Origin of the sequence: Amphibacillus marinus (assembly GCF_900110345.1) — a bacterium.
GTDB classification, from domain to species: domain Bacteria; phylum Bacillota; class Bacilli; order Bacillales; family Amphibacillaceae; genus Amphibacillus_D; species Amphibacillus_D marinus.
Genome location: NZ_FODJ01000002.1, coordinates 79409 through 105673, shown reverse-complemented (window position 1 = coordinate 105673; position 26265 = coordinate 79409). Strand labels below are relative to the sequence as shown.

The 26265-nt window shown below is 38.7% G+C and carries 27 protein-coding genes and 1 riboswitch; of the genes, 19 read left to right on the top strand and 8 right to left on the bottom strand.

The annotated features are described in order from the left end of the window. Nucleotides 1–50: 50 nt before the first annotated feature. Nucleotides 51–404: a DUF1360 domain-containing protein gene (locus tag BM000_RS04495; protein WP_091495254.1), complete on the top strand. Its 354-nt coding sequence runs from the start codon at nucleotides 51–53 to the stop codon at nucleotides 402–404. 224 nt (nucleotides 405–628) lie between these two features. On the opposite strand, the gene BM000_RS04490 is transcribed toward BM000_RS04495, so the two are convergent. Further along, complete coding sequence (locus BM000_RS04490; RefSeq protein WP_091495252.1) at nucleotides 629–1567, bottom strand: hypothetical protein; 939 nt, start codon at nucleotides 1565–1567, stop codon at nucleotides 629–631. 187 nt (nucleotides 1568–1754) lie between these two features. On the opposite strand from BM000_RS04490, the gene BM000_RS04485 reads away from it, so the two are divergent. The 3 genes from BM000_RS04485 (at nucleotide 1755) to BM000_RS04475 (ending at nucleotide 3407) form a co-directional block, all read left to right on the top strand. Beyond that, nucleotides 1755–2444 (top strand): BMQ_0737 family morphogenetic spore coat protein, encoded by a 690-nt coding sequence (locus BM000_RS04485; RefSeq protein WP_091495250.1) that lies wholly within the window; start codon nucleotides 1755–1757, stop codon nucleotides 2442–2444. 174 nt (nucleotides 2445–2618) lie between these two features. Beyond that, nucleotides 2619–3161: a hypothetical protein gene (locus tag BM000_RS04480; RefSeq protein ID WP_091495248.1), complete on the top strand. Its 543-nt coding sequence runs from the start codon at nucleotides 2619–2621 to the stop codon at nucleotides 3159–3161. Between the two features lie 6 nt (nucleotides 3162–3167). Continuing rightward, a complete protein-coding gene (locus BM000_RS04475; protein WP_091495246.1) occupies nucleotides 3168–3407 on the top strand; it encodes a hypothetical protein in 240 nt (79 codons plus the stop codon). Between the two features lie 56 nt (nucleotides 3408–3463). On the opposite strand, the gene adhE is transcribed toward BM000_RS04475, so the two are convergent. The 4 genes from adhE to BM000_RS04455 form a co-directional block, all read right to left on the bottom strand. After that, nucleotides 3464–6070, bottom strand: a complete 2607-nt coding sequence (adhE, locus tag BM000_RS04470) for a bifunctional acetaldehyde-CoA/alcohol dehydrogenase (RefSeq protein ID WP_091495244.1) — start codon at nucleotides 6068–6070, stop codon at nucleotides 3464–3466. 60 nt (nucleotides 6071–6130) lie between these two features. Continuing rightward, on the bottom strand, nucleotides 6131–6361 hold the full coding sequence (locus tag BM000_RS04465) for a hypothetical protein (protein ID WP_091495242.1): 231 nt from the start codon (nucleotides 6359–6361) through the stop codon (nucleotides 6131–6133). Nucleotides 6362–6599: 238 nt separating this feature from the next. After that, nucleotides 6600–7031, bottom strand: coding sequence for a pyridoxamine 5'-phosphate oxidase family protein (locus tag BM000_RS04460; RefSeq protein ID WP_281245844.1), 432 nt, complete (start codon nucleotides 7029–7031; stop codon nucleotides 6600–6602). Nucleotides 7032–7378: 347 nt separating this feature from the next. Further along, the gene (locus BM000_RS04455) at nucleotides 7379–8545 is read right to left on the bottom strand and encodes an iron-containing alcohol dehydrogenase (RefSeq protein ID WP_091495240.1); all 1167 of its coding nucleotides are present in this window, start codon (nucleotides 8543–8545) and stop codon (nucleotides 7379–7381) included. Between the two features lie 420 nt (nucleotides 8546–8965). Between BM000_RS04455 and pflB the strand changes: the two genes are divergently transcribed. From pflB to BM000_RS04400, 11 genes are all read left to right on the top strand, one after another. Next, entirely contained in the window at nucleotides 8966–11224 is a 2259-nt protein-coding gene (gene pflB, locus BM000_RS04450; protein WP_091495238.1) for a formate C-acetyltransferase, read from the top strand. A gap of 61 nt (nucleotides 11225–11285) precedes the next feature. Next, the gene (gene pflA, locus BM000_RS04445) at nucleotides 11286–12038 is read left to right on the top strand and encodes a pyruvate formate-lyase-activating protein (protein ID WP_091495236.1); all 753 of its coding nucleotides are present in this window, start codon (nucleotides 11286–11288) and stop codon (nucleotides 12036–12038) included. Nucleotides 12039–12207: 169 nt separating this feature from the next. After that, nucleotides 12208–12627: an organic hydroperoxide resistance protein gene (locus tag BM000_RS04440; protein WP_091495234.1), complete on the top strand. Its 420-nt coding sequence runs from the start codon at nucleotides 12208–12210 to the stop codon at nucleotides 12625–12627. A 323-nt stretch (nucleotides 12628–12950) separates the two neighbouring features. Continuing rightward, nucleotides 12951–13463: a flavodoxin domain-containing protein gene (locus BM000_RS04435; RefSeq protein ID WP_177178205.1), complete on the top strand. Its 513-nt coding sequence runs from the start codon at nucleotides 12951–12953 to the stop codon at nucleotides 13461–13463. Beyond that, nucleotides 13456–14247 (top strand): pyrroline-5-carboxylate reductase, encoded by a 792-nt coding sequence (gene proC / locus BM000_RS04430; RefSeq protein ID WP_091495230.1) that lies wholly within the window; start codon nucleotides 13456–13458, stop codon nucleotides 14245–14247. The genes BM000_RS04435 and proC overlap by 8 nt, the downstream gene beginning before the upstream one ends. Nucleotides 14248–14305: 58 nt before the next feature. Beyond that, on the top strand, nucleotides 14306–14746 hold the full coding sequence (locus tag BM000_RS04425) for a flavodoxin (protein WP_091495228.1): 441 nt from the start codon (nucleotides 14306–14308) through the stop codon (nucleotides 14744–14746). Between the two features lie 256 nt (nucleotides 14747–15002). Further along, nucleotides 15003–15539, top strand: a complete 537-nt coding sequence (lepB, locus tag BM000_RS04420) for a signal peptidase I (protein ID WP_245751574.1) — start codon at nucleotides 15003–15005, stop codon at nucleotides 15537–15539. 54 nt (nucleotides 15540–15593) lie between these two features. Beyond that, a riboswitch (TPP riboswitch) is annotated at nucleotides 15594–15701 on the top strand. 106 nt (nucleotides 15702–15807) lie between these two features. Then, complete coding sequence (gene thiD / locus BM000_RS04415; RefSeq protein WP_091495224.1) at nucleotides 15808–16635, top strand: bifunctional hydroxymethylpyrimidine kinase/phosphomethylpyrimidine kinase; 828 nt, start codon at nucleotides 15808–15810, stop codon at nucleotides 16633–16635. Then, nucleotides 16632–17447: a hydroxyethylthiazole kinase gene (gene thiM, locus BM000_RS04410; RefSeq protein ID WP_091495222.1), complete on the top strand. Its 816-nt coding sequence runs from the start codon at nucleotides 16632–16634 to the stop codon at nucleotides 17445–17447. The genes thiD and thiM overlap by 4 nt, the downstream gene beginning before the upstream one ends. Then, a complete protein-coding gene (thiE, locus tag BM000_RS04405) occupies nucleotides 17440–18081 on the top strand; it encodes a thiamine phosphate synthase (RefSeq protein WP_091495220.1) in 642 nt (213 codons plus the stop codon). The genes thiM and thiE overlap by 8 nt, the downstream gene beginning before the upstream one ends. A gap of 51 nt (nucleotides 18082–18132) precedes the next feature. Then, entirely contained in the window at nucleotides 18133–18654 is a 522-nt protein-coding gene (locus BM000_RS04400) for a type 1 glutamine amidotransferase domain-containing protein (RefSeq protein ID WP_091495218.1), read from the top strand. Nucleotides 18655–18765: 111 nt separating this feature from the next. Here the strand turns inward: BM000_RS04400 and BM000_RS04395 are convergent, their stop codons facing one another. Both BM000_RS04395 and BM000_RS04390 read right to left on the bottom strand, forming a co-directional pair. After that, nucleotides 18766–20127, bottom strand: a complete 1362-nt coding sequence (locus tag BM000_RS04395; RefSeq protein WP_091495216.1) for an ammonium transporter — start codon at nucleotides 20125–20127, stop codon at nucleotides 18766–18768. A gap of 27 nt (nucleotides 20128–20154) precedes the next feature. After that, entirely contained in the window at nucleotides 20155–20496 is a 342-nt protein-coding gene (locus tag BM000_RS04390; RefSeq protein ID WP_091495214.1) for a P-II family nitrogen regulator, read from the bottom strand. A 305-nt stretch (nucleotides 20497–20801) separates the two neighbouring features. On the opposite strand from BM000_RS04390, the gene BM000_RS04385 reads away from it, so the two are divergent. Together BM000_RS04385 and ddlA are read left to right on the top strand one after the other, a co-directional pair. After that, entirely contained in the window at nucleotides 20802–21230 is a 429-nt protein-coding gene (locus tag BM000_RS04385) for a DUF4064 domain-containing protein (protein WP_091495212.1), read from the top strand. Nucleotides 21231–21262: 32 nt separating this feature from the next. Continuing rightward, the gene (gene ddlA, locus BM000_RS04380; RefSeq protein WP_091495210.1) at nucleotides 21263–22363 is read left to right on the top strand and encodes a D-alanine--D-alanine ligase; all 1101 of its coding nucleotides are present in this window, start codon (nucleotides 21263–21265) and stop codon (nucleotides 22361–22363) included. A 59-nt stretch (nucleotides 22364–22422) separates the two neighbouring features. Here ddlA and BM000_RS04375 read toward each other — a convergent pair whose 3' ends face one another. Beyond that, nucleotides 22423–23295, bottom strand: coding sequence for a DUF4349 domain-containing protein (locus BM000_RS04375; protein ID WP_091495207.1), 873 nt, complete (start codon nucleotides 23293–23295; stop codon nucleotides 22423–22425). 274 nt (nucleotides 23296–23569) lie between these two features. Here BM000_RS04375 and BM000_RS04370 point away from each other — a divergent pair, with 274 nt between their 5' ends. Beyond that, a complete protein-coding gene (locus BM000_RS04370) occupies nucleotides 23570–24829 on the top strand; it encodes an argininosuccinate synthase (protein ID WP_091495205.1) in 1260 nt (419 codons plus the stop codon). Then, nucleotides 24826–26262 (top strand): argininosuccinate lyase, encoded by a 1437-nt coding sequence (gene argH, locus BM000_RS04365; protein WP_091495203.1) that lies wholly within the window; start codon nucleotides 24826–24828, stop codon nucleotides 26260–26262. The genes BM000_RS04370 and argH overlap by 4 nt, the downstream gene beginning before the upstream one ends. Nucleotides 26263–26265: the final 3 nt, after the last annotated feature.

The following is a 26265-nucleotide window of genomic DNA, read 5'->3' as shown; positions in this document are numbered from 1 at the left end:
CAGATTACCTGCATAGACTATAGTAGTTGTTAAAAAGGTGGGTGATTTGAATGACGTTTTCGGCCATTGAATTTGTTATGCTTGCGTTAGCTACCCTAAGATTAATGCGCTTATTACGCTACGATTATATTTCAAATCGACTGCGAGCATTTCTGATTGAGGAAATAGAGCACCCTCTTGATGAAGAAGGGGCTGTTGAGATTATCACGAGAGGCAGAGGAGAAGGATTTCGTTACCATTTTGGCGAGCTTTACGCCTGTCATTGGTGTGTCTCAATTTGGTCAGCTTTGTTCCTATTAGCTGGTTTGTCAATCTTTCCAGTTGTGTTTTCTTTTATTATCTCAGTGCTTAGTATCGCGGCATTGGCGAGTAGTATTCAATTTCTAATTGAGACATTTGGTTAAGGTTAAAGGCAAGGTGCTTAAATATAGGCACCTTGCCTTTTGATGTACTATTTAGTTTGCTTGGGTCGTCTAATTACCTTTTTCTTGCCACACCCGCAGCCACCCTTTTTGACAGGAGTAGCTTTGACAACACGTCTTGTAGCCATTTTAGTTTCCTCCTCATCTTGACTACTATAGCGTATGCGGTTATTAGAAAACTGACTGGGAAAATGACTAGCTCGTCTTTATCCGTTGGGAGAGAAGAGCTTTTTTAATTGTGCAATGGCCTTCTGGAATCCAGTTAGTTCACCTTGAGTAACAGTAGGTAATTTTTCTTCATTAGTTGCAGGTGCTGCTTCTTCCTTAATAGCAGGTATTTTCTCCTCATTAGCCGTAGTGGGTATCTCATCTTTCTTAATAGTAGTTAGTTCTTCTTTTGTTTCAACTGGGATAGCCTCTTCAGTTGTTGATGTCAGTTCAGAGGGATGTTCTTCCTTTTGTGTGCTTTCTGTTCCTTCTTCATTCGTTACCTGCTCTTTTCGCTTCGTTAACTGGTGAAGTGCCTCTGCTTCATCTAAAAGCCTTTGTAGCTGTTTTTCCTTCAACTTCATCAGTACTTTTTTCTTATCTAGGTAAATTTGAGGACTGCGTAATGAATTTGATTGTGTTTCTTTGCGATCAGGAACAATATAGGCTGATTGATAAGATTTTAAATCGTTAAAATTAAAACGTTTTGGTTCCTCATTAAGAGTGACTTGCTCTGCTTCCCTCACTTTACCTTGACCAAGCTGCTTTGCTTGATCTGGTTGCACATCATCAGACATTGTTGTATCCACCTCCTTTAACGTGTGTTGCTGGCTATTGACGAAGAGTTCGAGAAGCTGCTCAAATGTCTCAATATGATAGATGAATAGGTTGCTAAGCTGTTCTTCCACTAAGGTATCAATGGGATTTGCTAAATCAGAGCGTTGTTGTTTTAAAGTGTTAAGTTCTACTTCTTTCATAGCAAGCGTATCCTCAAGCTGCTTCTGTTTGTCCATATATTTATTTAATTGTCTGACAACCGACTGGTAGCTTTCCTGTAATGAACTGTATGCATCGCTTAAATCGTTAAGCTGATAGCTTTTAATAATTCTTTCATAGCGTTGCTGTTGCATTCGCCAATCTTGATTTGGGTTAATCATTGCTGTTCACCTCGTCGTATTGCCTACTGATTAATATATGCAGCTATGCTTACTTGCGTGTTTAGCTTGGGCTGGTGCCTGTTTTGAACAAAATGACTATAAACTAGACTTTTGCACAGAGCATAATCAGGTTATACACATATTTTGTTATTGAAATAAAAAAATTATCAGTAAAGGAGTAGAGCATATGTTGAATCGACCACCGCATCCAGGGGAAGAACTACTTTGCTTTAATGCGGAGAAGGTATATGATTGGGTTATTCTACGGGAAACAGTAAATCAAAACGTACCTGCAGCCGACTGGGGTGTGTTGCCAATTGATCCGTGTGGACCAACTGTAAGTAACTTAACAATTAGATGCTATTTAGTAGATCCTTTGAGTGGGGAGCCGTTACCACCTAACGCAGAGATTCCGGTAGTGGAGACTGCCGAAAGAGAAGACAGAGAATTTATCATTGATGGTAAGCGTGTCACCTTACAGCGAGTAGCATTTGAGAAAACATTAAGCTTAATTGTTGAATTTAGCGGATTTGACGGAACAACACCATTTCTAGAATTGGCTGATCCAGTCGAAATTACAATTCCGGAGTCTGTTTTCCTCTGCGCCCCAGAGGGTACACGACTTGTTGTGCGAGTTTCAGATGTAACATGTAGCGCAAGTGTAAATTGTGTGGCCACTACATTTGAAAGTATGGATGTTTCTCTTGTTGTTTGTCAAAGCGTTCAATCGGTTGCTGATGTGACATTGGAATTAGAAGCAAGCTTCTGTGAACCACGTGATTTATTAGCTATTGATGAATGCCCAAGTCCAATTATTCCACCACAGTGTCCAATTGTTTTCCCTGGATCAGGCAGACCGTGCGGACCAAAGAAATAGTGTGATTTCAAGAGTTATTTTCACAATAGTGAGAGTAACTCTTTTTTTATTATTCTTGCTTTAGTTAGCGATGGGTTGGCTGGTTTCGATAGTAGCTATATTTTTGCAAGTTGGTATTCAAATTAATAAATGCTGATTAGTTAGCATATGTTTAGATAAAAGGAGGGGACCACCATGCAAAATTGGGAAAAGACCAAGGAAAAGTTGATTGAGCTTGATAATAGCTGGGAGCAACTTTATCAGAAACTCCGAAATAACCATAAGCAAGAAGATTTAATAGAGCCAGTTTTATTAGGCTATTACACACATTCATTAAATCTAGCAACAGCAGTCAATGAATCTTCCATTTTAAATGCTAGTTTCTATATCGCAAATCATACAGCTAAACCAATTGAGCAGTTAACCATCTGTATTAAGATTGATGCCTCACTTCCTTATCAGTTTTCTGGAAAATATATTAATGAGAATGATCATGGGAAGAAAGCAGGTCAACAAACGGCTTGGCAACTTGTTGAAAATAACCATGATCAATATTGGTTTACATATCTACCAGAAGAAGGTTTATTAGCAGATAGAACGATTCAATTTGCTAATTTTGCAATTACTTGGAAAGCAGAAGAAGCCTATAGTTTAAGTATTGAAGGCTTTATTTATACGAATGAGTATCCGGATGGTCAAGCAGTGTTAAATCCTATTTTTATTGCAGTCACAGATTAAAGTGAGGTGAGTGTTCTGACAGATAAATTATTTGAGCAAATTCAGCAAGAGCTTGAACGGAGTATTTTTACAGATGAGCCATCAAGTAGCTGGATTTATTATACCTTTTTTCTCTTACTCGAGAGGTTTAAAGAAACGGAGCGGACTGGTGAAATAGAAGTACAAGAAGAAATTAACCAGTTCTTAGATGAATTAGTTGAGCGAAACTTACAGCGCCTTGATCAGCTTCATAATAAAAAGGAATGAAGCCTTGTGTTAAATACACGAGGCTTCATTTGGTATATAACTATTAAAATAGGGAGTTATCCTTTAAAAGCGTTGCGATAAACGTCAGCTAATTCAGTAACAAGTGGTAGCTTAGGGTTAGCTGTTGTACATTGATCTTCAAAAGCGCGATCAGCTAAGTAATCAACCTTTGCTTCAAAATCTTTTTTGTTAACACCGTTTTCCGCAATGCTCATTGGAATGTTAAGCTCTTTAGCTAGTTTAAAGATCGCATTAACTAAACTTTCAACACCTTCAGCAGTTGTTTTTGCTGGTAAACCTAAAGCTTTAGCTATTTCAGCATAGCGTTGGTCAGCAATGAAGTGCTCATATTTAGGAAATGAGACGAACTTCGACGGTTTTTGGGCATTATAGCGAATAACATGTGGCATTAAAATCGCATTAGCACGACCGTGTGCAATATGGAATTCTGCACCAAGCTTGTGAGCCAAACTGTGATTAATTCCTAGGAAGGCATTGGCAAATGCCATACCAGCAATTGTTGAAGCATTATGCATTTTTTCGCGGGCGACTTCATCGCTACCATTGTGATAAGCCTTTGGTAAATATTCGAATACGAGCTGAATCGCTTTAATGGCTAGACCGTCTGTGTAGTCATTGGCCATAATCGAAACGTACGCCTCAATTGCATGTGTCAAAACATCCATACCAGTATCAGCAGTAATGACCTTAGGGACAGTCATGACAAACTGTGGATCGATAATGGCCACATCAGGTGTTAACTCATAGTCAGCTAAAGGATACTTTACATTTTGTTGTTTGTCAGTAATAACAGAGAATGAAGTAACCTCGGAACCAGTACCAGATGTAGTCGGAATAGCAACAAATTGCGCCTTTTGACCAAGCTCTGGATATTTATAAACACGTTTGCGAATATCTAAGAATTTTTGCTTTAAGCCATTGAAATCTGTTTCTGGGTGTTCATGGAATAACCACATTCCTTTTGCAGCATCCATTGCTGAACCACCACCAAGGGCAATAATAACATCTGGACTAAAGGCATTCATTGCTTCAGCACCGCGCATAACCGTTTCTTTAGATGGATCTGGTTCTACATCTGAGAAAATTTCACAGTGTACATAGTCAGAGCGTTTACGTAAATGATAGAGTACTTTATCAACATAACCGAGCTTAACCATCATTGGATCGGTAACAATAAAAGCTTTAGAAATGTTTGGCATTTTAGCTAAATATTGAACTGAATTTTTCTCAAAGTATACTTTTGGTGGAACTTTAAACCATTGCATATTATTATTCCTTCTCGCCATTTTTTTAACGTTAATTAAGTGCATCGTGCCAACGTTTGTTGATACAGAGTTACCACCGTAAGAACCACAGCCTAGTGTAAGTGACGGGATATACGCGTTATAGATATCTCCAATAGCTCCCTGTGACGATGGTGCATTGACAATAATACGTCCAGCCTTCATCCGTGCCCCGAATTGGTCAATGACATCTTGATTTGTGGCATGGATGACTGCAGAGTGACCAAGTCCACCAAATTCAAGCATTTCTTCAGCGCGTGTCAAGCCTTCTTCAGTGCTGTTAACTTTTATTGCAGCCAGTACTGGGCTTAGCTTTTCGCGAGAAAGTGGGTGGTCTGGACCGACACCTGTGATTTCTGCAACAAGAATCTTCGTATCTTCAGGAACTTTAACACCTGCCATTTCAGCAATCTTTACCGGTTTCATACCAACAATTTTAGGATTAACAGCACAAGTATCCTCATTTATAACTAATTTCTCAACCTTTGCTTTTTCAGTTGCTGATAGGAAGTAGCAGTTGTAATCAATCATCGTTTGTTTAACGGTGTCGTAGATTTCTTTATCTACAATCATTGCTTGTTCTGATGCACAGATCATACCATTATCAAATGTTTTAGATAGAATAAGGTCGTTAACAGCACGCTTGACATGAGCTGTTTTTTCAATATAGCAAGGAACATTACCAGCACCAACCCCTAAGGCAGGCTTTCCAGAGCTGTAAGCTGATTTAACCATGCCAGGACCTCCAGTTGCTAAAATTGTTGCAACGCCTGGGTGCTTCATTAAAGTTTGTGTTGCCTCAATCGATGGTTTTTCGATCCACTGAATACAATGCTCCGGCGCACCAGCTTTAATTGCTGCCTGGTAGAGAATATTAGCTGCTTCTGAACTACATTTCTGGGCAGAAGGGTGGAAAGCAAAGATAATTGGGTTACCCGTTTTAATTGAGATAATTGACTTAAACATCGTTGTTGATGTCGGATTTGTTACAGGTGTTACGCCTGCGACAACGCCAATTGGTTCGGCTATTTCGACAACGCCTTCATGCTCATTCTCGCTTATCACACCGATTGTTCGATCATATTTAACATTATGGTAAACATATTCTGTTGCAAAAATGTTCTTAATAATTTTATCTTCGTAAACGCCACGACCTGTTTCCTCAACAGCCATTTTAGCTAAATACATATGCTTATCTAAACCGGCAAGAGCCATTTCTTTAATAATGTCGTTAACCTGTTCTTGATTAAGCTTTTTCATTTCTTTGAGTGCTTTCTGTGCGTTAGTTGCTAGCTTATCAATGCTTTCTGCAACAGTAGGCTCCTGTACAATGTTTTGTTTTTCGATTTTTGTAACCATGTGAATTCCTCCTAGTAAATTTATGTGAAGTATTGAGCATTAAACTCAAAAAATAAAAAACTAATAACTAGCTTCAGGGTTACGCGGTATCTTAACAAATGAGACATCATTTAACATTCTCGAATTGTTTTTAATGACAACCACGTATTGCTTTGTCCAGATGAAATTTGGAATTTCTTTATCGCCTTTTAAGCTCATTGCTTCAAACTGATCGTTAACTTCGTCTTCAAAACTAGCTTGCGTATAAAATTCAGAATCTGTACCAAAATCTTGCCACTCTGTTAAAATCATTTTATACCCCCCTTGTTCTTCCTTGATTTCATCATAACATCTGTATGCGCTTACAAAATACTGCAATTGTGACAGGTTTGTGAAATGATTCACATTAATGAATTTGAGCTAAGAAAAACTATACTTAAACCCTTATTTAATAAGGGTTTAGCTAGTCTTTATATAGTAATTGAATTTGCGTGCCTGATATTATCTGTTGTGATTTTTACCTAATGAGCGACTGTAACAGCTCTGATATCTAGTCATTTTCAGGTTGATAGAGTTGCTCCTGACCACCTTGACTGTTTTTTAAAGTAAACAAGCTGGGTGTTATTTTTAGGACAAGATAGTTTGGATCATGAGGTCCATCAAACCATGGTTTAAGCTGATCATTCCAGAGTTTCTCTTTCATTGCTTGATCGTCGTGAATTGCACAGCTTCCTTCAATTTCAATATATTCATCACCCAAACCATCAAAGGTATAGCCAATAATAATGTGGACATAAGGGTTGTGTTCTAAGTCATCCACCTTATGTGTTTCTTTTGAAGTAGCGGTATATAATGTTAATTGATCATGAAAGAAGGTCATATATCGTGAATGGGGCTTATTTTGAGCAACGGTCGCCATGGTACCAATCTGATGCTGATTTAAAATAGTGATGATTGTTTCTTTAGTTGGTGTGTTTGCCAATGTAGTTCCCTACTTTCTTATTTTAATGATGGTATTAGTATGAAGCTGTTTTTTATTTTTATCCTTACAAAGTAACAGCAGTTGTTTTTATTAAGATTAAGTTGCGGGCGAATCATGTGATTTAAGAGCGAAAAATCCGGTTTAGGTGCGATCGCACGTAAATAGGAAAAATCGCACGCAATAAGTGTAAAGCGCACTTATTTTAAGTTACGAGCGAATCGTGTGATTTAAGAGCGAAAAACCTGATTTAGGTGCGATCGCACGTAAATAATAGGTGTAATTATAGTGAAACTAACTCATTTAAGCCTAAAAAAAGTAGCTGCTCTAAGAGTAGCTACTTTTTCAATCTATAGGCTTGCTTGATAAATCGCAACAGAGTCATCATAAGTTAGCTTTTTAAAGTTACCAAAGTTTTTATTTGCTGTGACAGTTTTATCAGCCATTTCTTCAATTGTATTTTCATTAATATTATAGTCCGCTAACCGGTTTGGTGCACCAATTGTATTCCAGAATTCCCTTAGTGCTGTAATTCCTTTGATAGCAACTTCACGATCTGAAAGTTCACCTTGTTCAATATCAAAGACGCGTTGGGCAAATTTCTTAAAGCGCTCCACATTCTCATCGAGCACATGCTGCATCCAGTTTGGGAATAATATTGCAAGTCCGCCACCGTGTGGAATATCATGGACAGCGGAAACGGCGTGTTCAAGGTTATGTGTCGCCCAATCACCTTGATAGCCCATGCTAACCATACCATTTAAAGCCATCGTACCACTGTATAAGATGGTAGCTCTGTGTTGATAGCTGTCAAGTTCGTCTAGTAGCTGCGGTGCTGTTTCTATTACGGTTTTCAAAATGCCTTCAACCATGCGATCCTGCAAGTGTGTCGTTGTTTCGTGGTGGAAATAATGCTCAAGTGCATGTGACATAATATCAACAATGCCGTAAATCGTTTGATCCTTTGGTACATTATAGGTGTGGACGGGATCAAGGATTGAGAATTTAGGGTATGTATATGGACTACCCCAGCCATGCTTTTCATTTGTTTCCCAATTTGTGATCACTGACCCTGCATTCATTTCCGATCCAGTTGCTGCTAATGTTAGCACTGTCCCGAATGGAAGAGCTGAACTAGCATGGTGTTTTTTTGTGACAATATCCCAAATATCATGCTCTGAATTCGCTCCAGCAGCAATGGCCTTTACGCAATCAATTGTACTTCCACCACCTACGGCTAGAATGAAATCAATTTGTTCTTGTTTACAAATATCAATTCCTTTCCTTGCTGTAGTAACTCGAGGATTAGGTTCAACACCTGAAAGTTCAAAAATATCTTTATTAGCATCATTAAGAATAGCAACGACTTTGTCATAGAGACCGTTACGTTTAATACTTCCCCCGCCATAAACAAGTAGGATTCGATTGCCTACGTGAGCTAATTCACTGACGAGTTGGTCAAGCATGCCTTTCCCAAAAATGAGTTTCGTTGGATTTTGAAAAACAAAATTGTTCATAAAAATATCGCCTCCTTATCTATATAATGGCCAGTTTAATAATTTTAGTAAAGCAAAATGCAATTTAGCGAGCCTAGGTTATCAAAGTAAAGAGTGTAACTTTGTTTGATTCTGTACTATAATTATGATGTTATATCAATATAACAGAATGATACAGCTAATCTGTTGCATATTTTTTTTGTGCTGTTTCTAAATTCAGCAAAGAAAAAAACATAGACAAAACAATAATTAAACCGCTTACACATATATCTATATTAATTAAATCCTTTACTGTGCTAAAATTTGAACAAAATATGAACATTTACTATAACAGTTCATAAATGTGATCTATTTCACTTTATTTTTAATTAACAGGGGTATATACTTAAAGTAAGATAATTAATTGCTTGTAAATTAATTAAATTTGAGGAGGTTGCGGAAATGAAAGTAGCAGATGAAGTTACAAAAAACAACCCATGGAACGGTTTCCGTGAAGGTAACTGGCAAAAAGAAATTGATGTTCGTGATTTTATTTTAAAGAATTTTTCTCTATATGAAGGAAATGAAGACTTTTTAGCAGGGCCAACAGAAGCGACAGAAGCTTTGTGGGATCAAGTTATGGCTCTTACAAAAGAAGAGCGGGAGCGTGGTGGTGTTTATGATTTAGACACTAAAATTGTTTCTACTATTACGTCTCATGATGCAGGCTACCTAAACAAGAATCAAGAGAAAGTTGTTGGGGTTCAAACTGATATACCGTTTAAGCGTTCATTGCAGCCATTTGGTGGTATTCGGATGGCAGCTGTTTCGGCAGAGTCATATGGCTATAAGTTAGATGAAGAAGTTGAGAAGATTTTCACTGATTACCGTAAAACGCATAATCAAGGTGTGTTTGATGCATATACACCAGAGATTAGAGCTGCACGCCGTGCGGGTGTTGTAACTGGCTTACCTGATGCGTATGGTCGTGGTCGTATTATTGGTGATTACCGCCGTGTTGCACTTTATGGTACTGATAAGCTAATTGAAGCGAAAAAGGCTGATGTAGCTTTAATCGGTGGCAATGGTGTGATGTCAGAAGAAATTATTCGTGATCGTGAAGAGCATATGGAGCAAATTCGTGCTCTGCAGGAGCTTAAGCAATTAGGTGATATTTACGGTTTTGATATTTCAAAGCCAGCTACAAGTGCTCAAGAAGCATTCCAATGGCTATACCTGGGCTATCTAGCGGCTATTAAAGAGCAAAATGGCGCAGCGATGAGTCTCGGACGTGTATCTACATTCTTAGATGTTTATGTAGAGCGCGATATCGAAAATGGTATCTTAACAGAAGAAGCTGCGCAAGAATTAGTTGACCACTTCGTAATGAAGTTAAGACTTGTTAAGTTTGCCAGAACACCAGAATACAATGAATTATTTAGTGGGGACCCAACTTGGGTGACAGAATCCATTGCCGGTATTGCAGAGGATGGCCGTCCATTAGTTACGAAAAGCTCATACCGTTTCTTGCATACTTTAGATAACCTAGGCCCAGCACCAGAGCCTAACTTAACAGTACTTTGGTCAGAAAAGTTGACTGACAACTTCAAAAAATACTGTGCGGCTATGTCAATTAAAACAAGCTCAATTCAATATGAAAATGATGATTTAATGCGCACGCATTATGGTGATGATTACGGTATTGCTTGTTGTGTATCAGCAATGCGTATTGGTAAGCAAATGCAGTTCTTTGGAGCTCGTGTAAACTTAGCTAAAGCATTACTTTACGCAATTAATGGTGGTGTTGATGAGAAGCTAAAAACACAGATAGCACCAAACTATGCACCAGTTACATCGGAATATTTAGAGTACGACGAAGTGATGAAGAAGTACGACACAATGCTTGATTGGTTAGCGGGTATTTATGTAAACACATTAAACATCATTCACTTCATGCATGATAAATACAGCTATGAAAGAATTGAAATGGCACTTCATGATCGAGAAGTGTTACGTACGATGGCTTGTGGTATTGCTGGACTATCGGTTGTGGCCGATTCATTAAGTGCAATTAAGCATTCAAAAGTACGCACCATTCGTGATGAAAATGGTATCGCCATTGATTTTGAAATTGAAGGCGACTATCCTAAATATGGAAACAATGATGATCGTGTTGATCAAATTGCAGCCGATTTAGTAAAAACATTTATGAACAAAATTAAGCAGCATAAGACATATCGTCAAGCTGTTCATACTCAATCGATTTTAACCATTACTTCAAATGTTGTATATGGTAAAAAGACTGGAAACACTCCAGATGGCCGTAAAGCTGGCGAGCCATTTGCGCCGGGTGCTAACCCACTTCATGGTCGTGATCAAAACGGTTCATTAGCTTCATTAAATTCAGTAGCTAAAATGCCGTATAATCACTCATTAGATGGCATTTCAAATACCTTTTCAATTGTGCCTAAGGCATTAGGTAAAGATTTTGATACGCAGAAGGCTAATCTTGCAGCTATGCTTGATGGTTATGCGAAGAAAAAAGGTCACCATTTAAATGTTAACGTATTTGACCGTGAAACATTATTAGATGCAATGGAGCATCCAGAGGAATATCCGCAATTAACAATCCGTGTATCTGGTTATGCCGTTAACTTCATTAAGTTAACAAGAGAACAACAAATTGATGTTATTAACCGAACATTCCACGAAAGTTTATAAGGGGAGGAGATAGGAGAAGATAAATCTTCTCCTATCTGCATTATTAAAGGGGGAGAACAACATGAAAGGTCGCATTCACTCGATAGAAACGTTAGGTACAGTAGATGGACCAGGGTTACGCTATATCATCTTCACACAAGGCTGTCTGCTTAGATGCCAGTTCTGTCACAATCCAGATACTTGGAAAATGACGGCTGGTAAGGAAATGACGGTAGCTGAGATCGTTGAAGATATTAAAACGTATCAGCCATTTTTTGAGTCATCTAATGGCGGTGTTACGGTGAGTGGTGGCGAACCATTGATTCAAGCTGAGTTTATCCTAGAGTTATTTACTGAACTCAAAAAACTTGGCATTCATACCTGTATTGATTCATCGGGTGGTTGTTTCAGTCGTTCTCCGCGCTTTCTGAACACGCTAGATAAGTTAATGGAAGTGACAGATTTAATCTTATACGATTTAAAACAAATTGATTCAGAGATGCATAAGCAATTAACAGGTGTCTCTAATGAACATATTCTTGATATGGCTCGTTACCTGGATGAAAAACAAGTTCCGATTTGGGTTCGACATGTACTTGTGCCGGGGGGAAGTGATGATGATCAGCTACTTCAAAGACTATCAGACTTTATTGCAACCCTCTCTAATGTTGAACGGATTGATGTTCTTCCATACCACAAGTTGGGTGTTTACAAATGGGAAAACCTAGGGCTAGCATACCCATTAGAGAATGTTGAACCACCAACCGAAGAACGTGTGAAAAATGCAGAAGCGATTTTAAACCGCAAAATAACGATTGCCCTATCGGAGACTTAATAAGCCAACCATGTCCTTTATTATTGCAATAAAGAGGCTTGGTTGTTTTTTTATTTTAATTAAGACATTATTGTAGCGCTAAAGTGAAAAAAAGATATGTTTAAAATTTAATTTAAAAGGAATAGTTAAATTAAAGACAAGAAATTTTTATATAAGGAGTTGGATACGAATGAGTGATATTATTTTTACTTCGCACGCAACTGCAAAAGGTGGTAGAGAGGGACATGTCAAATCGAACGATGGTGTAATAGATGTTAATCTCGTTGACCCAGCGTCGAAAAGTGATGAGAAGGGTTCAAATCCTGAACAATTGTTTGCTTCGGGCTATGCAGCTTGTTTTGATGGCGCGTTAAATTTGATCGCCTCAAAACAGAAGAAAGAGATAAATTCAACATTATCGGCAGATGTAAGTCTACTAAAAGATCAAGAAGACAATGGGTTTAAACTTGGAGTGGTCTTGCATATTGAAATTGAAGGTGTTACTCAAGAAGAGGCAGAAGATCTGGCTCATCAAGCTCATGAATTTTGTCCATATTCCAAAGCGACACGAGGGAATATTGAAGTTGAGTTAGACGTTAAGATAGTTTAACGATTAAAGCCTCGATGGGTATACGTTCATCGAGGCTTTAATTATCCAGCGACCTGAAAATTTGTCCATTAATAAGAATGGCCAAAAGATAGAGCGACTAGTAAAAGGTTACTAGCAAGACCATTAGTTAAATTAAATATGTGATAAGGGCTTGGTTTAACTAAATGGTGTTGCAGAAATGACTAAATCCAGAGCGGGACAATTTGAATAGAAAGTGGTCGGCAAAAATATAGTTTTTCTTAGATTCACGTTGTCATCCCCTGATGATAGCGTTATATTAGGATATATACAAAAAATAAATATAACAGATGGGTGTGTTGACTGTGAGGGTTGCAATTATTTTTGGATCAAGGCACGGTACAACTGAGGCGGCAGCATGTAATTTGCAAAAAAGATTACAAGAACATGTGGAAATTATTTCGGTTGATCATCTTGAAACTGCGGATTTAAAGCGATTTGATCTGGTTATTTTAGGTGCTTCAATTTATATGGGACATATTCAAGCTGCGATGAAGGAATTTATCGAGCGTCATTTAAAAGTTTTGCTATCTAAGCAAGTTGGCTTGTATTTATGTTGTATGTTAGAGGGAGAAATGGCTGATAAACAATTTGAACAAGAGTACCCGCAAACATTGCGTGATCATGCCTTAGTTACTGGGGTTTTTGGTGGAGAAATACATAAAGAAAAATTAGATGAATTTGATCGTTTAATTATTGACATAGTAGAAGGTGAGAGTGCCTTAAGCTCTGGCCTTTTAGATGAAGAAATACGCGTTTTTGCCGATGTAATTAATCTTTGGTCTCAAAAAGAAGGAGGAGCAATAGAGAATGTCTAATGAAAAAATCTTAATCGTAGGTGCTGGAAGAATGGCACAAGCCATTATTAAAGGCTTAAAAAAAGCTGATTTTACAAATGTAATGGTTGCAAATAAGGGGAATCAGGAACGTTTGGAGGAGGTTGAGTCACGCTTCAATGTGGATTCAACAACGCAATGGCAGGAGCATGTCTCTGATCAAGATATTGTAATTCTAGCGATGCCTCCTGAAGCGCATGAGCAGGTTTTGTCTGAATTAGCACCGGTTATGACCAATCAGCTTATTATTACAGTAGCGGCGGGTATAGATGTTAGCTATCTGGAAAAAAGACTACCAGAAGGAACTGCGGTTGCATGGGTGATGCCGAATACAGCGGCTGCAAAGGGTGAATCCATTACCTTGTTTACCCCAGGGAAAAATGTATCCGATGAGCAGGAATATTTTATAGAGAAGATTCTTTTCAGTATTGGGAAGTTTAAGAAGCTAAATGAACAACAACTTCATGCCCTGACACCTATTACGGGAAGTGCCCCGGCTTTTATATATCGGATGGCACTCACGTTAATCAATAAGGCAAAAGAAACAGGGGTTTCAGAAGTGGTCGCCAAACAACTTGTTGCTCAAATGATAAGAGGCTCAGCAGAAATGTTGAATTCAGAGTTAAAGTGTACGGCAGATTTAATTGATGAAGTAGCTAGCCCGGGTGGCGTTACCGCAGCCGCGCTGTCCGTTTTTGATCAATATCAATTTGATCAGATGATGAATGATGTGCTTACTGCTTGCTATGAAAGAGCAAAGCAATAGTCATTCTTCTTGACACTGATAATCGTTATCAATTACTCTTATCAAGAGGGGTGATCTAATGAAAATGGTTATTGTGTTTGCGAGTATGTCTGGTAATACAGAAGAGCTGGCTGAGATTATTGAACAAGAGCTAAAGCAATCTAATGCTAAGGTTAGTATCTTTCAAATAGGTCTTGATGATATTATGGCTTTTGACCTTGTTCAATATGATGTCATCTTATTTGGCACATATACATGGGGCGACGGTGATCTACCTTATGAGCTTGAAGACTTTTATGATGATATTGAAGCTGAAGACCTAACCGGTAAGAAGGTTGCCTTATTCGGTTCGTGCGACTCATTCTACCCTGTCTTTGGTGGGGCGTTGGATAAAATGGCTGAGCAATTTAGAAAAACAGGTGCTCAAGTATTGGAGCCTATTGTTAAAGTTGACTTAGCGGCTGATGATACTGACCTAGAGAGATGTCGTAAATTGGCCCGAGCGGCTTTAGAACGATAGAATTAACCTCCCGCTAGTTAAAGGTTCTCCTGTTCATCAGAAAATGATTCAGTTTGCTTATGGTGAAATGGTAGCTTTTTACTTTAAAAAATCGTATAATAGACTTATTGCAGGTTAACAATCAGTAAAAGCTTGATTTTTATAGAGATGGTTCTTTGGTCAGACCTATAGGTGCAAACCTGTGATGCTAACAATCGGTGGGTGATGAAGTAAACCCTATTGATTAAAGATAAAATAGAAAATGGGGAATTGCCAGATGGTAAAAGAAATAATCTCTTGGTTAAAGGCTATTATTATTGCATTGGTCATTGTATTTGTTGTTCGTGAGTTTCTGATGACACCCTCGATTGTAAAGGGAGATTCAATGTTTCCTAATTTGCAGGATGGTGATCGCATTATCATAAGTAAGGTTAGTTCAATCGATCGCTTTGACGAAATTGCATTCTTGGCACCAGATACAAATGATAATTATGTAAAAAGAGTTATCGGGCTTCCGGGGGATGAAATCTCAATTCAGGATGACATTCTCTATATAAATGGTGTGGCGTATGATGAGCCTTACTTAGATGAATTAAAAGAAAATTTATTCGAAGATCAGCTGTTCACTTATAATTATGATCTTGAACAAGATCACGGTTATCAGGTTGTGCCAGACGGAACCTATTTTGTTCTTGGGGATAATCGTCCCATTAGTCGAGACAGTAGAAACTTTGGTGTAATAGCGGAGGAGTCGATCATCGGGGAAGTTGTATTTCGAATTTGGCCGGTTGGCTCAATTGGCGTCACTAATTAGCGAGTCATTGGGCATCTGTTGCATGGGTTAGGTTTAACTATAATTAAATATTAATTTTTCCACTAGGGGCGCGTTTACGCTGAGATAAAGACCGTTAAAGGTTTTGGTCCCTTTGAACCTGATTTGGCTAATACCAACGTAGGGAAGTGGAGCTGTTATCTATTGCTCTTAAATATTTTTGTAGATTACCGCTCTATTTTCTAAAATAGAGTGGTTTTTTGATTGGCTGGAAACGAGATTGATTTGCACGATAAGGAGGAGTTAGTTAATGAGTAAAATACTAACAGCATTAACGATTGCTGGTACCGATCCTACTGGAGGGGCAGGTATTCAAGCTGATCTAAAAGCATTTCAGGAACGAGAGGTTTTTGGAATGAGTGTACTTACTTCTGCTGTGGCGCAGAATACGTGTGGTGTTCAAGCGGTAGAGCATATGAAATTGTCATTTATTGAACAGCAGCTCGATAGTGTTTTTAATGATATTACCCCAAATGCAATTAAGACGGGAATGATTGCTACCAATGAAATGATGGAATTAATTTCAAAATACTTAAAAAAGCATACGGCTATTCCTTATGTAATGGATCCAGTTATGGTCGCAACAAGTGGAGATGCGCTAATGGAGGAGGAGTCGAGAAAGGTTATTAGGGAGTTATTAGTTCCATTAGCTAGCGTCGTCACGCCAAATTTACCTGAAGCGGAAATTTTATTTGAACAGAAAATAGCTTCAGTGGCTGACATGGAGCTTGCAGCAAGGTATATTGTCAATCAATTAGGTGCAAAGGCGGCTGTGATTAAAGGTGGGCATTTAAAAGCTGACGCCTTAGACGTACTTTACGACGGAGCTAGCATCCACCATTTGAGTGCTGAGCGTTATAAAACAAAGCACACCCATGGAACAGGCTGCACCTTTGCCGCTGTTGTAACTGCGGAATTGGCAAAGGGGGTAACAGTGCTTGAAGCAGTAAAACTAGCGAAATCTTTCATTACTGATGCCATTCACTATTCGCTTAATCTTGGTAATGGAAATGGGCCGACCAATCATTGGGGCTATCGATTACAAGGTTTGCCGAATCAAGGAGGTCAAACGCAATGAAGGACAGCATAATCCGAGTGATCAAGGTTGTCAAAAATAAAGTGCCACTCGTCCATAACATAACCAATCAGGTCGTAATGAATTTTACAGCAAATGGGTTGTATGCTCTTGGTGCAGCGCCGGTAATGGCACATGAACCGATGGAAGTAGCTGAAATGAGCCAAAATGCTGACGCCCTTGTATTAAATATTGGAACCTTAACAGAAAGCTTAGTTGAGGCAATGGTTATTGCTGGTAAGGCAGCTAATGAAAAAGGGATTCCAGTTGTATTTGATCCGGTCGGGGTAGGTGCAACGTCATATCGAAACAAGGCTGCTAAGCGAATTCTATCAACGGTGAAGCTTAGCCTAATTCGCGGCAATGCTGGGGAAATTAGTGCATTAGCTGGGCTAAAGGCCGAAATGCGGGGAGTTGACGCAACGGGTGAACAGAATTATGAAAAAATTGCCAAATTAGCAGTTGAAACATTAAATGTTCCTGTACTAGTAACTGGTAAAGTCGATATTGTTGCCAGTCATAATCAAATGATACAGGTTAATAATGGAGTTGAACTGTTAACAAAGGTAACGGGGACAGGCTGTTTATTAAGCTCAGTTACGGCGGCTTTCTTAGCGGTGGAGGCTGATGTTGTAAAAGCAGCGGTAGCGGCTATCTCGTTTTACACAGTAGCAGCTGAATTAGCTAATGAAAAGGTTCATGGTCCCGGTAGTTTTCAGGTTGCTTTTTTAGATGCGTTATCCTATACCAGCGAGAATGACGTTTATCAACGTGTTCATTTAATAAATTTAAGTGGTGATAATAAGAATGTTTAATCGAGAATGGTTAAAAGTTTACTTTATATTAGGGAGTCAAAATTGCGCTCATAATCATTCACCCCTAACTATATTAGAGCAAGCTTTACAAGGAGGCATTACTTGTTTTCAATTTCGCGAAAAAGGTGTGCGATCTAAACAAGGTGAAGCTAAAGTAATGTTAGCGCGGCAAATGCAACTGCTTTGTCGAGAATATCAGGTGCCATTTATCGTAAATGATGATGTTGATTTAGCTGTGCTAATTGGAGCAGACGGTATTCACGTTGGCCAAGACGATCAGTCAATTATAGAAATTCGAAAAGAAGTGCCTAGTAAAATGGTTGTTGGTGTTTCGGCAACCAATGTTGAACAAGCGCGGCAAGCAAAAGCGGATGGTGCTGATTATCTTGGGGTAGGACCGGTCTTTTCTACCACAACGAAGGAGGATGCTAAACAGCCGATTGGCTTAAACGGGCTAGAGGCCGTTAAAGACGAGGTGGGTAACATCCCGATTGTTGCTATTGGTGGTATTTCGCTATCGAATGCTCAGTCAATTAAGTCTGTTGGTGCAGATGGTGTATCAGTTATTTCGGCAATTAGTGCAGCTACTTCACCAACAAGTGCCGTTCGAGCTCTTAAGGCTATGTTTAACTAGTTACAAATTAGGTTATTATACCCGTAGTAATTAAAAAAGGATGATGAGTGTATGCGTTTAAAAGGAAAAAAGGTTCTAGCTCTGTTGGAAGAGGACTTTGAAGATCTTGAGTTATGGTATCCGATCCTACGTCTGCAAGAGGAAGGAGCTAAGGTTGATTTAGTTGCGCAGGAAGCGAATAAAACATATTACGGTAAATACGGTGTGCCTGCTCAGGCTGCGTTTGATTTTGCAGCAATTCAGCCAGAGGACTATGATGGATTGCTCGTACCTGGAGGATGGGCGCCTGATAAATTAAGGCGCTACCCTGAAGTAATTAGCCTGGTTAAACATTTTGATCAGCATCATAAAATAATTGGTCAAATTTGTCATGCTGGCTGGGTGCTTATTTCAGCTAAGATATTAAATGGAGTCAAAGTGACCAGCACGCCGGGAATAAAGGATGATATGACAAATGCAGGAGCGACTTGGATTGACGAATCGGTAGTTGTCGATGGGCATATTATATCGAGTCAGAGGCCGCCAGATTTACCTCCATATGTCAAAGCGTTTGCAGATGGCTTAGCTAAATAGTGGGGAAATATTAAGAATAGCGGATATATACACGTGCGTGTACGTATCCGCTATCCTTAGTACTTTATATGGGGACTAACAGTCAGTAAAAGTCCGATTGCTCCACCTTATTTAAGAAGTGGCTTTTGTTTCTGATAAACTATTTAAGCGGTCTGCTAATCCAAAATCGCTATCACTTTGAACGGCTTCTTTACTTGAAATTGTATCTTTGAACTCATAAGCATTTGATCCGTGCTCGGCAATATCGAGTCCAGAAATTTCTTCTTCAGAAGAGACCCGAATAGAAGTAAATTTACTAATGACGAATGTAACAAGTCCTACGGTTGCTGTTGTCCAAGCGATAACTGCAATGACACCGAGTGCTTGAATGCCTAATTGCGAGATGCCGTAGCCGTAGAATAAACCTGTATCAACTGAGAAGAATCCGATAGCAATTGTTCCCCAAATACCACAAATACCATGAACTGTTGTTGCGCCAACGGGATCATCGACTTTGAGTTTTGCATCAATAAATGAAATACCTTCAATTAAGATAACACCTGAGATCAATCCAACAACAATTGCGCCAACGATTGACATTTCCGCCGCCCCGGCAGTAATCCCGACTAGACCTGCTAATGCGCCATTCAATACGAGTGAAGCATCTAGTTGCTTGAATTTAACCTTTGAATAGATTGCTGAAGAGATAACAGCTGCTGAGCTAGACATTAAAGTTGTTGCAATTACCATAGGTACGAGTGAAGGATCGGCTTCTAATGTACTACCACCGTTAAAGCCAAACCATCCTAACCAAAGAATAAAGACTCCAAGTGCACCCATTGGAATGTTATGTCCAGGAATCACATTAACTTGATCGCCACTGTATTTTCCTATTCTGGCTCCTAAAAATTTAACAATAGTAAATGCGCCAACCGCACCTGTTAAGTGAACGACTGTTGATCCAGCAAAATCACTGAAACCTAATTCGGCTAACCAACCATTGTCAGACCAAATCCAGTGCCCAACTACCGGGTAAACAAAACTGGTCATAGCCACCACAATAAGGGCATAAACACCGATTTTAATGCGCTCCGCTACTGCTCCAGAGATAATGGTCGCACACGTTGCAACAAACATGGCCTGAAAGACAAAGAAACCAATGTCGTCAACACCGCTCAAGAAAAAGCCATCAGCACCGATAAAAGATCCAGCTGTTGAGCCAAACATAATCCCGTAGCCAACCACGAAGTATACGATTGGTCCAATACTAATTGTCAAAAGGTTTTTCATAATAATATTTAATGAGTTCTTCGCTCTTGTAAAACCTGATTCAACCATAGCGAAACCCGCGTGCATGAAAAAGACAAGAAAAGCGGCTAACATAACCCACATCATGTTTAACGCGTCAACAGAGGCAGCTTCTCCAGTGTTAGCAGAAATAGGTGAAGCAAGTAATAATCCAATAATTAATAAAAATGCAATTTTCTTAACCATAAAAGACCCTCTCCTTGTTATTATTTTCTAAAGAACTGCTTCTCGACCTCGTTCGCCGGTCCGAATACGAATGGCATCTTCAACAGGATAAACAAAAATCTTTCCATCACCAATTTGCTCAGTTTTACACTTTTCAATAATTAAATCAATGACTTCGTTGCTCTTTGCTTCTGGAACGACTAATTCTACTTTGATTTTAGGGAGTACTTTAACTTCAAAAGTGGTTCCTCTAAAAACACCAGTCTGACCTTTTTGTTTACCGGTTCCAGCTACTTCGGTAACAGTAATCCCGGCCACCCCAATTTCAGCAAAAGCATCACGTAACACCTGAAATTTTTCTGGACGAATGATAGCCTCAATCTTTTTCATAATAACACTCCTCCCGTGTAAAGATAGTTAACATATAACGTTATGTAAATTATCATAAACCTATTTTTCAGAAAATTCAATAGAATTTTTATGTAAATTTTTTCTCTGAATAGTGATAGCGGTTACAATGAAGCGGTATTTGTTGTTGAGAACTATGCGCATGTTATTTCAGATTGCGCTCGAATGGGTAATCATTTTAAAACTGAGATTTAACTGATTTTAATTTAAATATAAACAGATTAAGTCTGTTTAAGCATAATGTGTTAGAATGATAAATAGCGTTATTAAGTGAGAGGAGTAAGTAAATGATTAGTCGTAAGATTGAAATAGCGTTAATAATTTTGGGAGCAACAGTATTTGCCTTTTTCTCTATTACTGGAATTAATATGTTGATCATTAATCAAGATGAAGAAGCTGCTTTGGCAGCATATGAACAAATTAGTCTAGAGGTCGAGGATGACGATATCCCAACATTTGAACAGTTTTCTGACATGCTATTCCCTGGGGGAATTTCAATTATAGCAATCAGTGGTGTTTCAATAATAGTGGGAATGGTAAGTATCTTCTTGCTTAAAGGAAATAAAAGACCGAAACCGGCTGGGATATTAGTGCTAATTGTCGGAGGTGTAATTGGTTTTCTTCAATTCGGCATTGCCCTATTTGGAAGCTTGTTTTATTTAATTGCTGGTCTGCTGGTCTTATTTAAAAAGCCAAAAACAGAGCTACAGGTATAGTAGATTGATGAAAAATAAGGAGAATTATTGAGATGAGCAAAAAGACGGTAGGTATCATCTTTGGTGGTAAGTCAGCCGAGCATGAAGTATCACTGCAATCGGCAAAGAATATTGTAGGTGCAATAAATCGAGATAAATATGATATTGTTTTATTAGGTGTAGCTAAGACGGGGAAATGGTTCTTATACGATCCTGAGACATACTTAATAAATGAATCTAATCCTAAAGAGATAGCCCTTACTAACTCTAATCGAGAAGTAGCTGTTGTACCTGGAGAAGCGAGCGCACAAATTATTGATTTGTCAACGCAGGCAGCTATTAATCAAATTGATGTTATTTTTCCTGTTGTCCATGGGACGTTGGGTGAAGATGGTAGTTTACAGGGTATTTTAAGAACGATTAACCTGCCGTTTGTTGGTGTGGATTTACTCGGCTCAGCAGTTAGTATGGATAAAGATTTTGCCAAGCGCATCTTGAGGGATGCAGGAATCCCTGTTGCCAATGGATTAGTTTTTAAAGCTTATCAAAAACAGGATATTATTTTTGATCAAGTAATTGAAAAATTAGGGTTACCTGTTTTTATTAAGCCGGTGAATCAAGGGTCATCTGTTGGTGTGAGTAAAGCTAACACTGAAAACGAGTTCTATAAGGGGATTGAATCAGCGTTTTTATATGATGATAAGATTCTAATTGAAGAAGCAGTAATTGGGCGAGAAATTGAGTGTGCCGTTTTAGGTAATGATAATCCGATTGCTTCATTACCAGGAGAGATTCTGCCTCAAACTGAATTTTATTCGTATGAATCTAAATACATTGATGAGAATGGCGCGATATTGTCTGCTCCGGCAGAACTAAGTCCTGCTGATACTGAAAAAGTGAGAACAACAGCTCTGCAAGTTTTTAAAGTGCTAGATTGTGAAGGCTTAGCACGGGTGGATTTCTTTTTACAGGCTAATGGAAGACTGGTTGTTAATGAAGTAAACACGTTACCTGGTTTCACTAAAATAAGTATGTATCCGCGCTTGTGGAGTCTAACCGGCGTGTCTTATCCTGAATTAATTGATCGTTTGATTCAACTAGCATTTGAACGCTACGACCGAAAAGTAAAGTTAAAAAGCGTTGTATTTGAATAACAAGTAGTTAAGACAGCTAGCTAACTGCGATAAGCATTAGTTAGCTGTCTTGTTAATTTTTATTCAGACTTAGTGCCTCTTTTTTTGTAGTAAAAGAAGGCTAGCCAAGTAAGGGTGATTAATAAGCCAATTAGTGGGAGATTCCCAACTAGCAAGACAAATATATTTGCGCTAGCAATAACAATGAAATTATAGCTTCTCATCCATTGATCTTTCGTTCGCTCCCAAATATTTAAATCTTGTTCATGCACTGGATCGGTTCTTTGTTCGATCATTGATAAAGTAACCGTCGCTAACTCAGAACGATTCTCGATGTATTGAATTCTCCCTTTAATTTGCTCAATCTCAAGCTGAACATCAGCTAATTCATTTGAAATATTTAATAAATCTTCGCTTGAGTCAGCCTCATCCATAAACGTTAATAATCTTGCTTCAACAATTTCTTTTGATTCAAGTCGAGCTGCTAAATCAATATACTCTTCGGTTACATCTTCTCCACTGATATCCTGATAGGTAATGAAAATCTCTTCAGTATTAAGTCGTTCAATAAATAATTGAAGTGATTCTTGGGGGATCCGAATAGAGAGGTGTCCTTCTCGTAAGTTTTCATCAATCTGACTTGTCTGCTGAGTGATAATATAGCCTGACAAAGCGCTAATCTGTTCTTCTATATACGATAATGCTTCACTATATTCCTTTACTTTTAAGTCGAGATACGCATTAAAAATAATTTGCCGGTTAACTGTGTCTAAGTTGACACTAACCTCTGATCGACTCACAGCTTCATTGCTATCAGAGTCAAAGTGCATTGTGCTCTCATCAGAGCTGTTAAGTTGTATTGACCCACTATAATCGAGGGTCTCTTCATTGCTGCAGCTAATTAAAATCACAATTGTCACAAGTATTAACGATAAACGAATAAATAGTTTCAAACTAATCCCTCCATTTCGTAACTGTTAAAGCATTAGTCGCTAGAAATTAAAACAGGTTACATTGAATAAATATGAATTTACTTTTTTTATTGTAGATAATACATAACGGTTAACTTTAATTAGTTTATTTATACATCACTAATGGAAAGGTAAAATAAATACTTTTATAAAATACAAAAAATAGGGTTGAATTTTTATTCTTTTTAATGCATAATAATACACAAGATGAATTGAAGCGAATAGTTAAAGAAAAAGACTAAGGGGAGAGAGTAAAATGAAAAAGGATAAAATAGTATTAGCATATTCAGGTGGATTGGATACTTCTGTTGCCATCAAATGGTTGCAGGATCAATATAATTATGATGTTATTGCAGTCGGGCTAGATGTAGGAGAAGGTAAAGATTTAGAGTTTGTTAAGAAAAAAGCAATTGATGTTGGTGCAATAAAATCTTATTCGGTCGATGCGAAAGCTTTATTTGCTGAAGAGTATGTTTTACCAGCACTACAAGCAAATTTACTTTATGAAGGTAAATACCCGTTAATCTCCGCATTGTCTAGACCACTAATTGCTAAGGTATTAGTTGATATTGCAGAAAAGGAAGGGGCTGTAGCAGTAGCCCATGGCTGTACAGGAAAAGGCAACGATCAGGTTCGTTTTGATGTTGCTTTTACGGCATTAAATCCTGCTTTGAAAATTGTCGCTCCAGTAAGAGAATGGAAAATGACGCGTGACGAAGAATTAGCTTATGCTGAAAAACATGGCATCCCAGTTCCAGTAGCAAAAGAAAGCCCATATAGTATTGATCAAAACCTTTGGGGGAGATCAAATGAATGTGGTATTCTGGAAAATCCTTGGATTGAAGCACCGAAAGATGCATTTGATCTAACAACTGATCCAGTAGACGCACCGGATAAACCTGAAATTGTGAAAATCACTTTCAAGGCAGGTAAGCCAGTAGCAATTAATGATAAAGCTTTAGCACTAGATACGTTAATCTTAGAATTAAATAAGCTTGCTGGCAAACATGGCGTTGGCCGAATTGATCATGTCGAAAACCGGTTGGTTGGTATTAAATCAAGAGAAATTTATGAAGCACCTGCTGCAGTGACGTTGATTGCAGCTCATCAAGAGTTGGAGGCTTTAACACTTCCTCGAGAGGTTGCTCAATTTAAGCCAATCATCGAACAGAAGCTAGCCCAAACGGTTTATGACGGTCTTTGGTACTCATCGTTAACAAATGCACTACAAGCTTTTATTAAACAAACCCAAAAGTTTGTTTCTGGAAATGTCAACGTAAAGCTTTATAAAGGAACCGCTCTTGTCGTCGGACGCGAGTCGGAATACTCACTTTACGATATGGACTTAGCAACCTATTCACATGGTGATGCGTTTGATCACGAAGCTGCACTAGGATTTATTAAGCTTTGGGGCTTACCAACTCAAGTGCATGAGGCAGTTACCGGCTTGCACCAACAAGCAAAGCCATCAATTACGAAAACAACGATAGATGTAAAGGAAGCGGTCAAGCAATGAAACTATGGGGCGGAAGATTCACAAAGCCAACTGATCAACTTGTAGATGAATATACTGCCTCAATTACTTTTGATCAGAAGCTAGCCATGTATGACATCCAAGGCAGCCTTGCCCATATTAATATGCTAGCGAAGTGTGACATTGTTACAGCGGAAGAAGCTGATACCATTGTGAATGGACTGCTAGCGGTGGCAAAAAGAATTGAGCAAGGTCAGGCAGAATTGACAGTTGCCAATGAAGATATCCACATGAATGTAGAAAAATTACTAATTGATCAGATCGGTGCAGTTGGTGGGAAACTCCATACTGGTCGAAGTCGGAATGACCAGGTTGCCCTTGATATGCGCTTATACTTGCGAGAAGCCCTTGTAATCATTATTGAGTTAGTAACAGATTTACAACGGGCATTAATTAATCAGGCAGAGCAGCATTTAGACACCATCTTGCCTGGATATACCCATTTACAACGAGCACAGCCAGTCTTATTCGCGCATCATCTTATGGCCTATGTATTCATGCTGAACCGTGATGCGGAACGCTTAATAGATAGCTGGAAACGCGTTAATCGCTCTCCTTTAGGGGCAGGGGCGCTGGCCGGGACGTCGTTTCCAATTGACCGCAGTTTTGTTGCCGAACAATTGGGCTTTGACGGGGTTACGGAAAATAGCTTAGATTCAGTTAGTGATCGCGATTTTGTCGTCGAATTTTTAGCAGATGCTTCGCTAATTATCATGCACTTATCTCGACTTTCAGAAGAGCTTATTCAATGGTCAAGTGCTGAGTTTAATTTTATTGAATTAGATGATGCGTTCTGTACAGGGAGTAGTATGATGCCACAGAAAAAAAATCCAGATGTACCAGAACTTGTTCGCGGAAAAACGGGGCGCGTCTTCGGGCATTTGTCTGGAATGCTCACCACATTAAAAGGACTTCCACTTGCTTATAACAAGGATATGCAGGAGGATAAAGAGGGAATGTTTGATGCAGTTGAGACCCTTAAGGGTGCCTTGGCCTTGTTTGCGCCAATGATTGACACCATGCAGGTCCATAAGAAAGTGATGTATGAAGCGGTAGCTAAAGATTATTCTAATGCCACTGATTTAGCAGATTACTTAGTAGGTAAAAATATTCCTTTTCGTGAGGCACACGCTATTGTTGGGCAAACTGTCCTGTACAGCATTGAACAGCATAAATATTTATTGGAGCTTACTATTGATGAATTTAAGCAGTTTTCTCAAAATATTGATGAAGATATTTATCAGGTGTTAACACCGAAAGCTGTTGTCGATGCACGGGATGTTGAAGGTGGCACGGCAAAAGGGCGTGTGCAGACGCAGTTGACTCAAGCGGAATCACTCTTAAAGCAAAATCAGCAATGGCTAAATCAAAAGTTTGGCTTGTTAAAGCAAATTAATATTCCCATTATAAATTAAAAT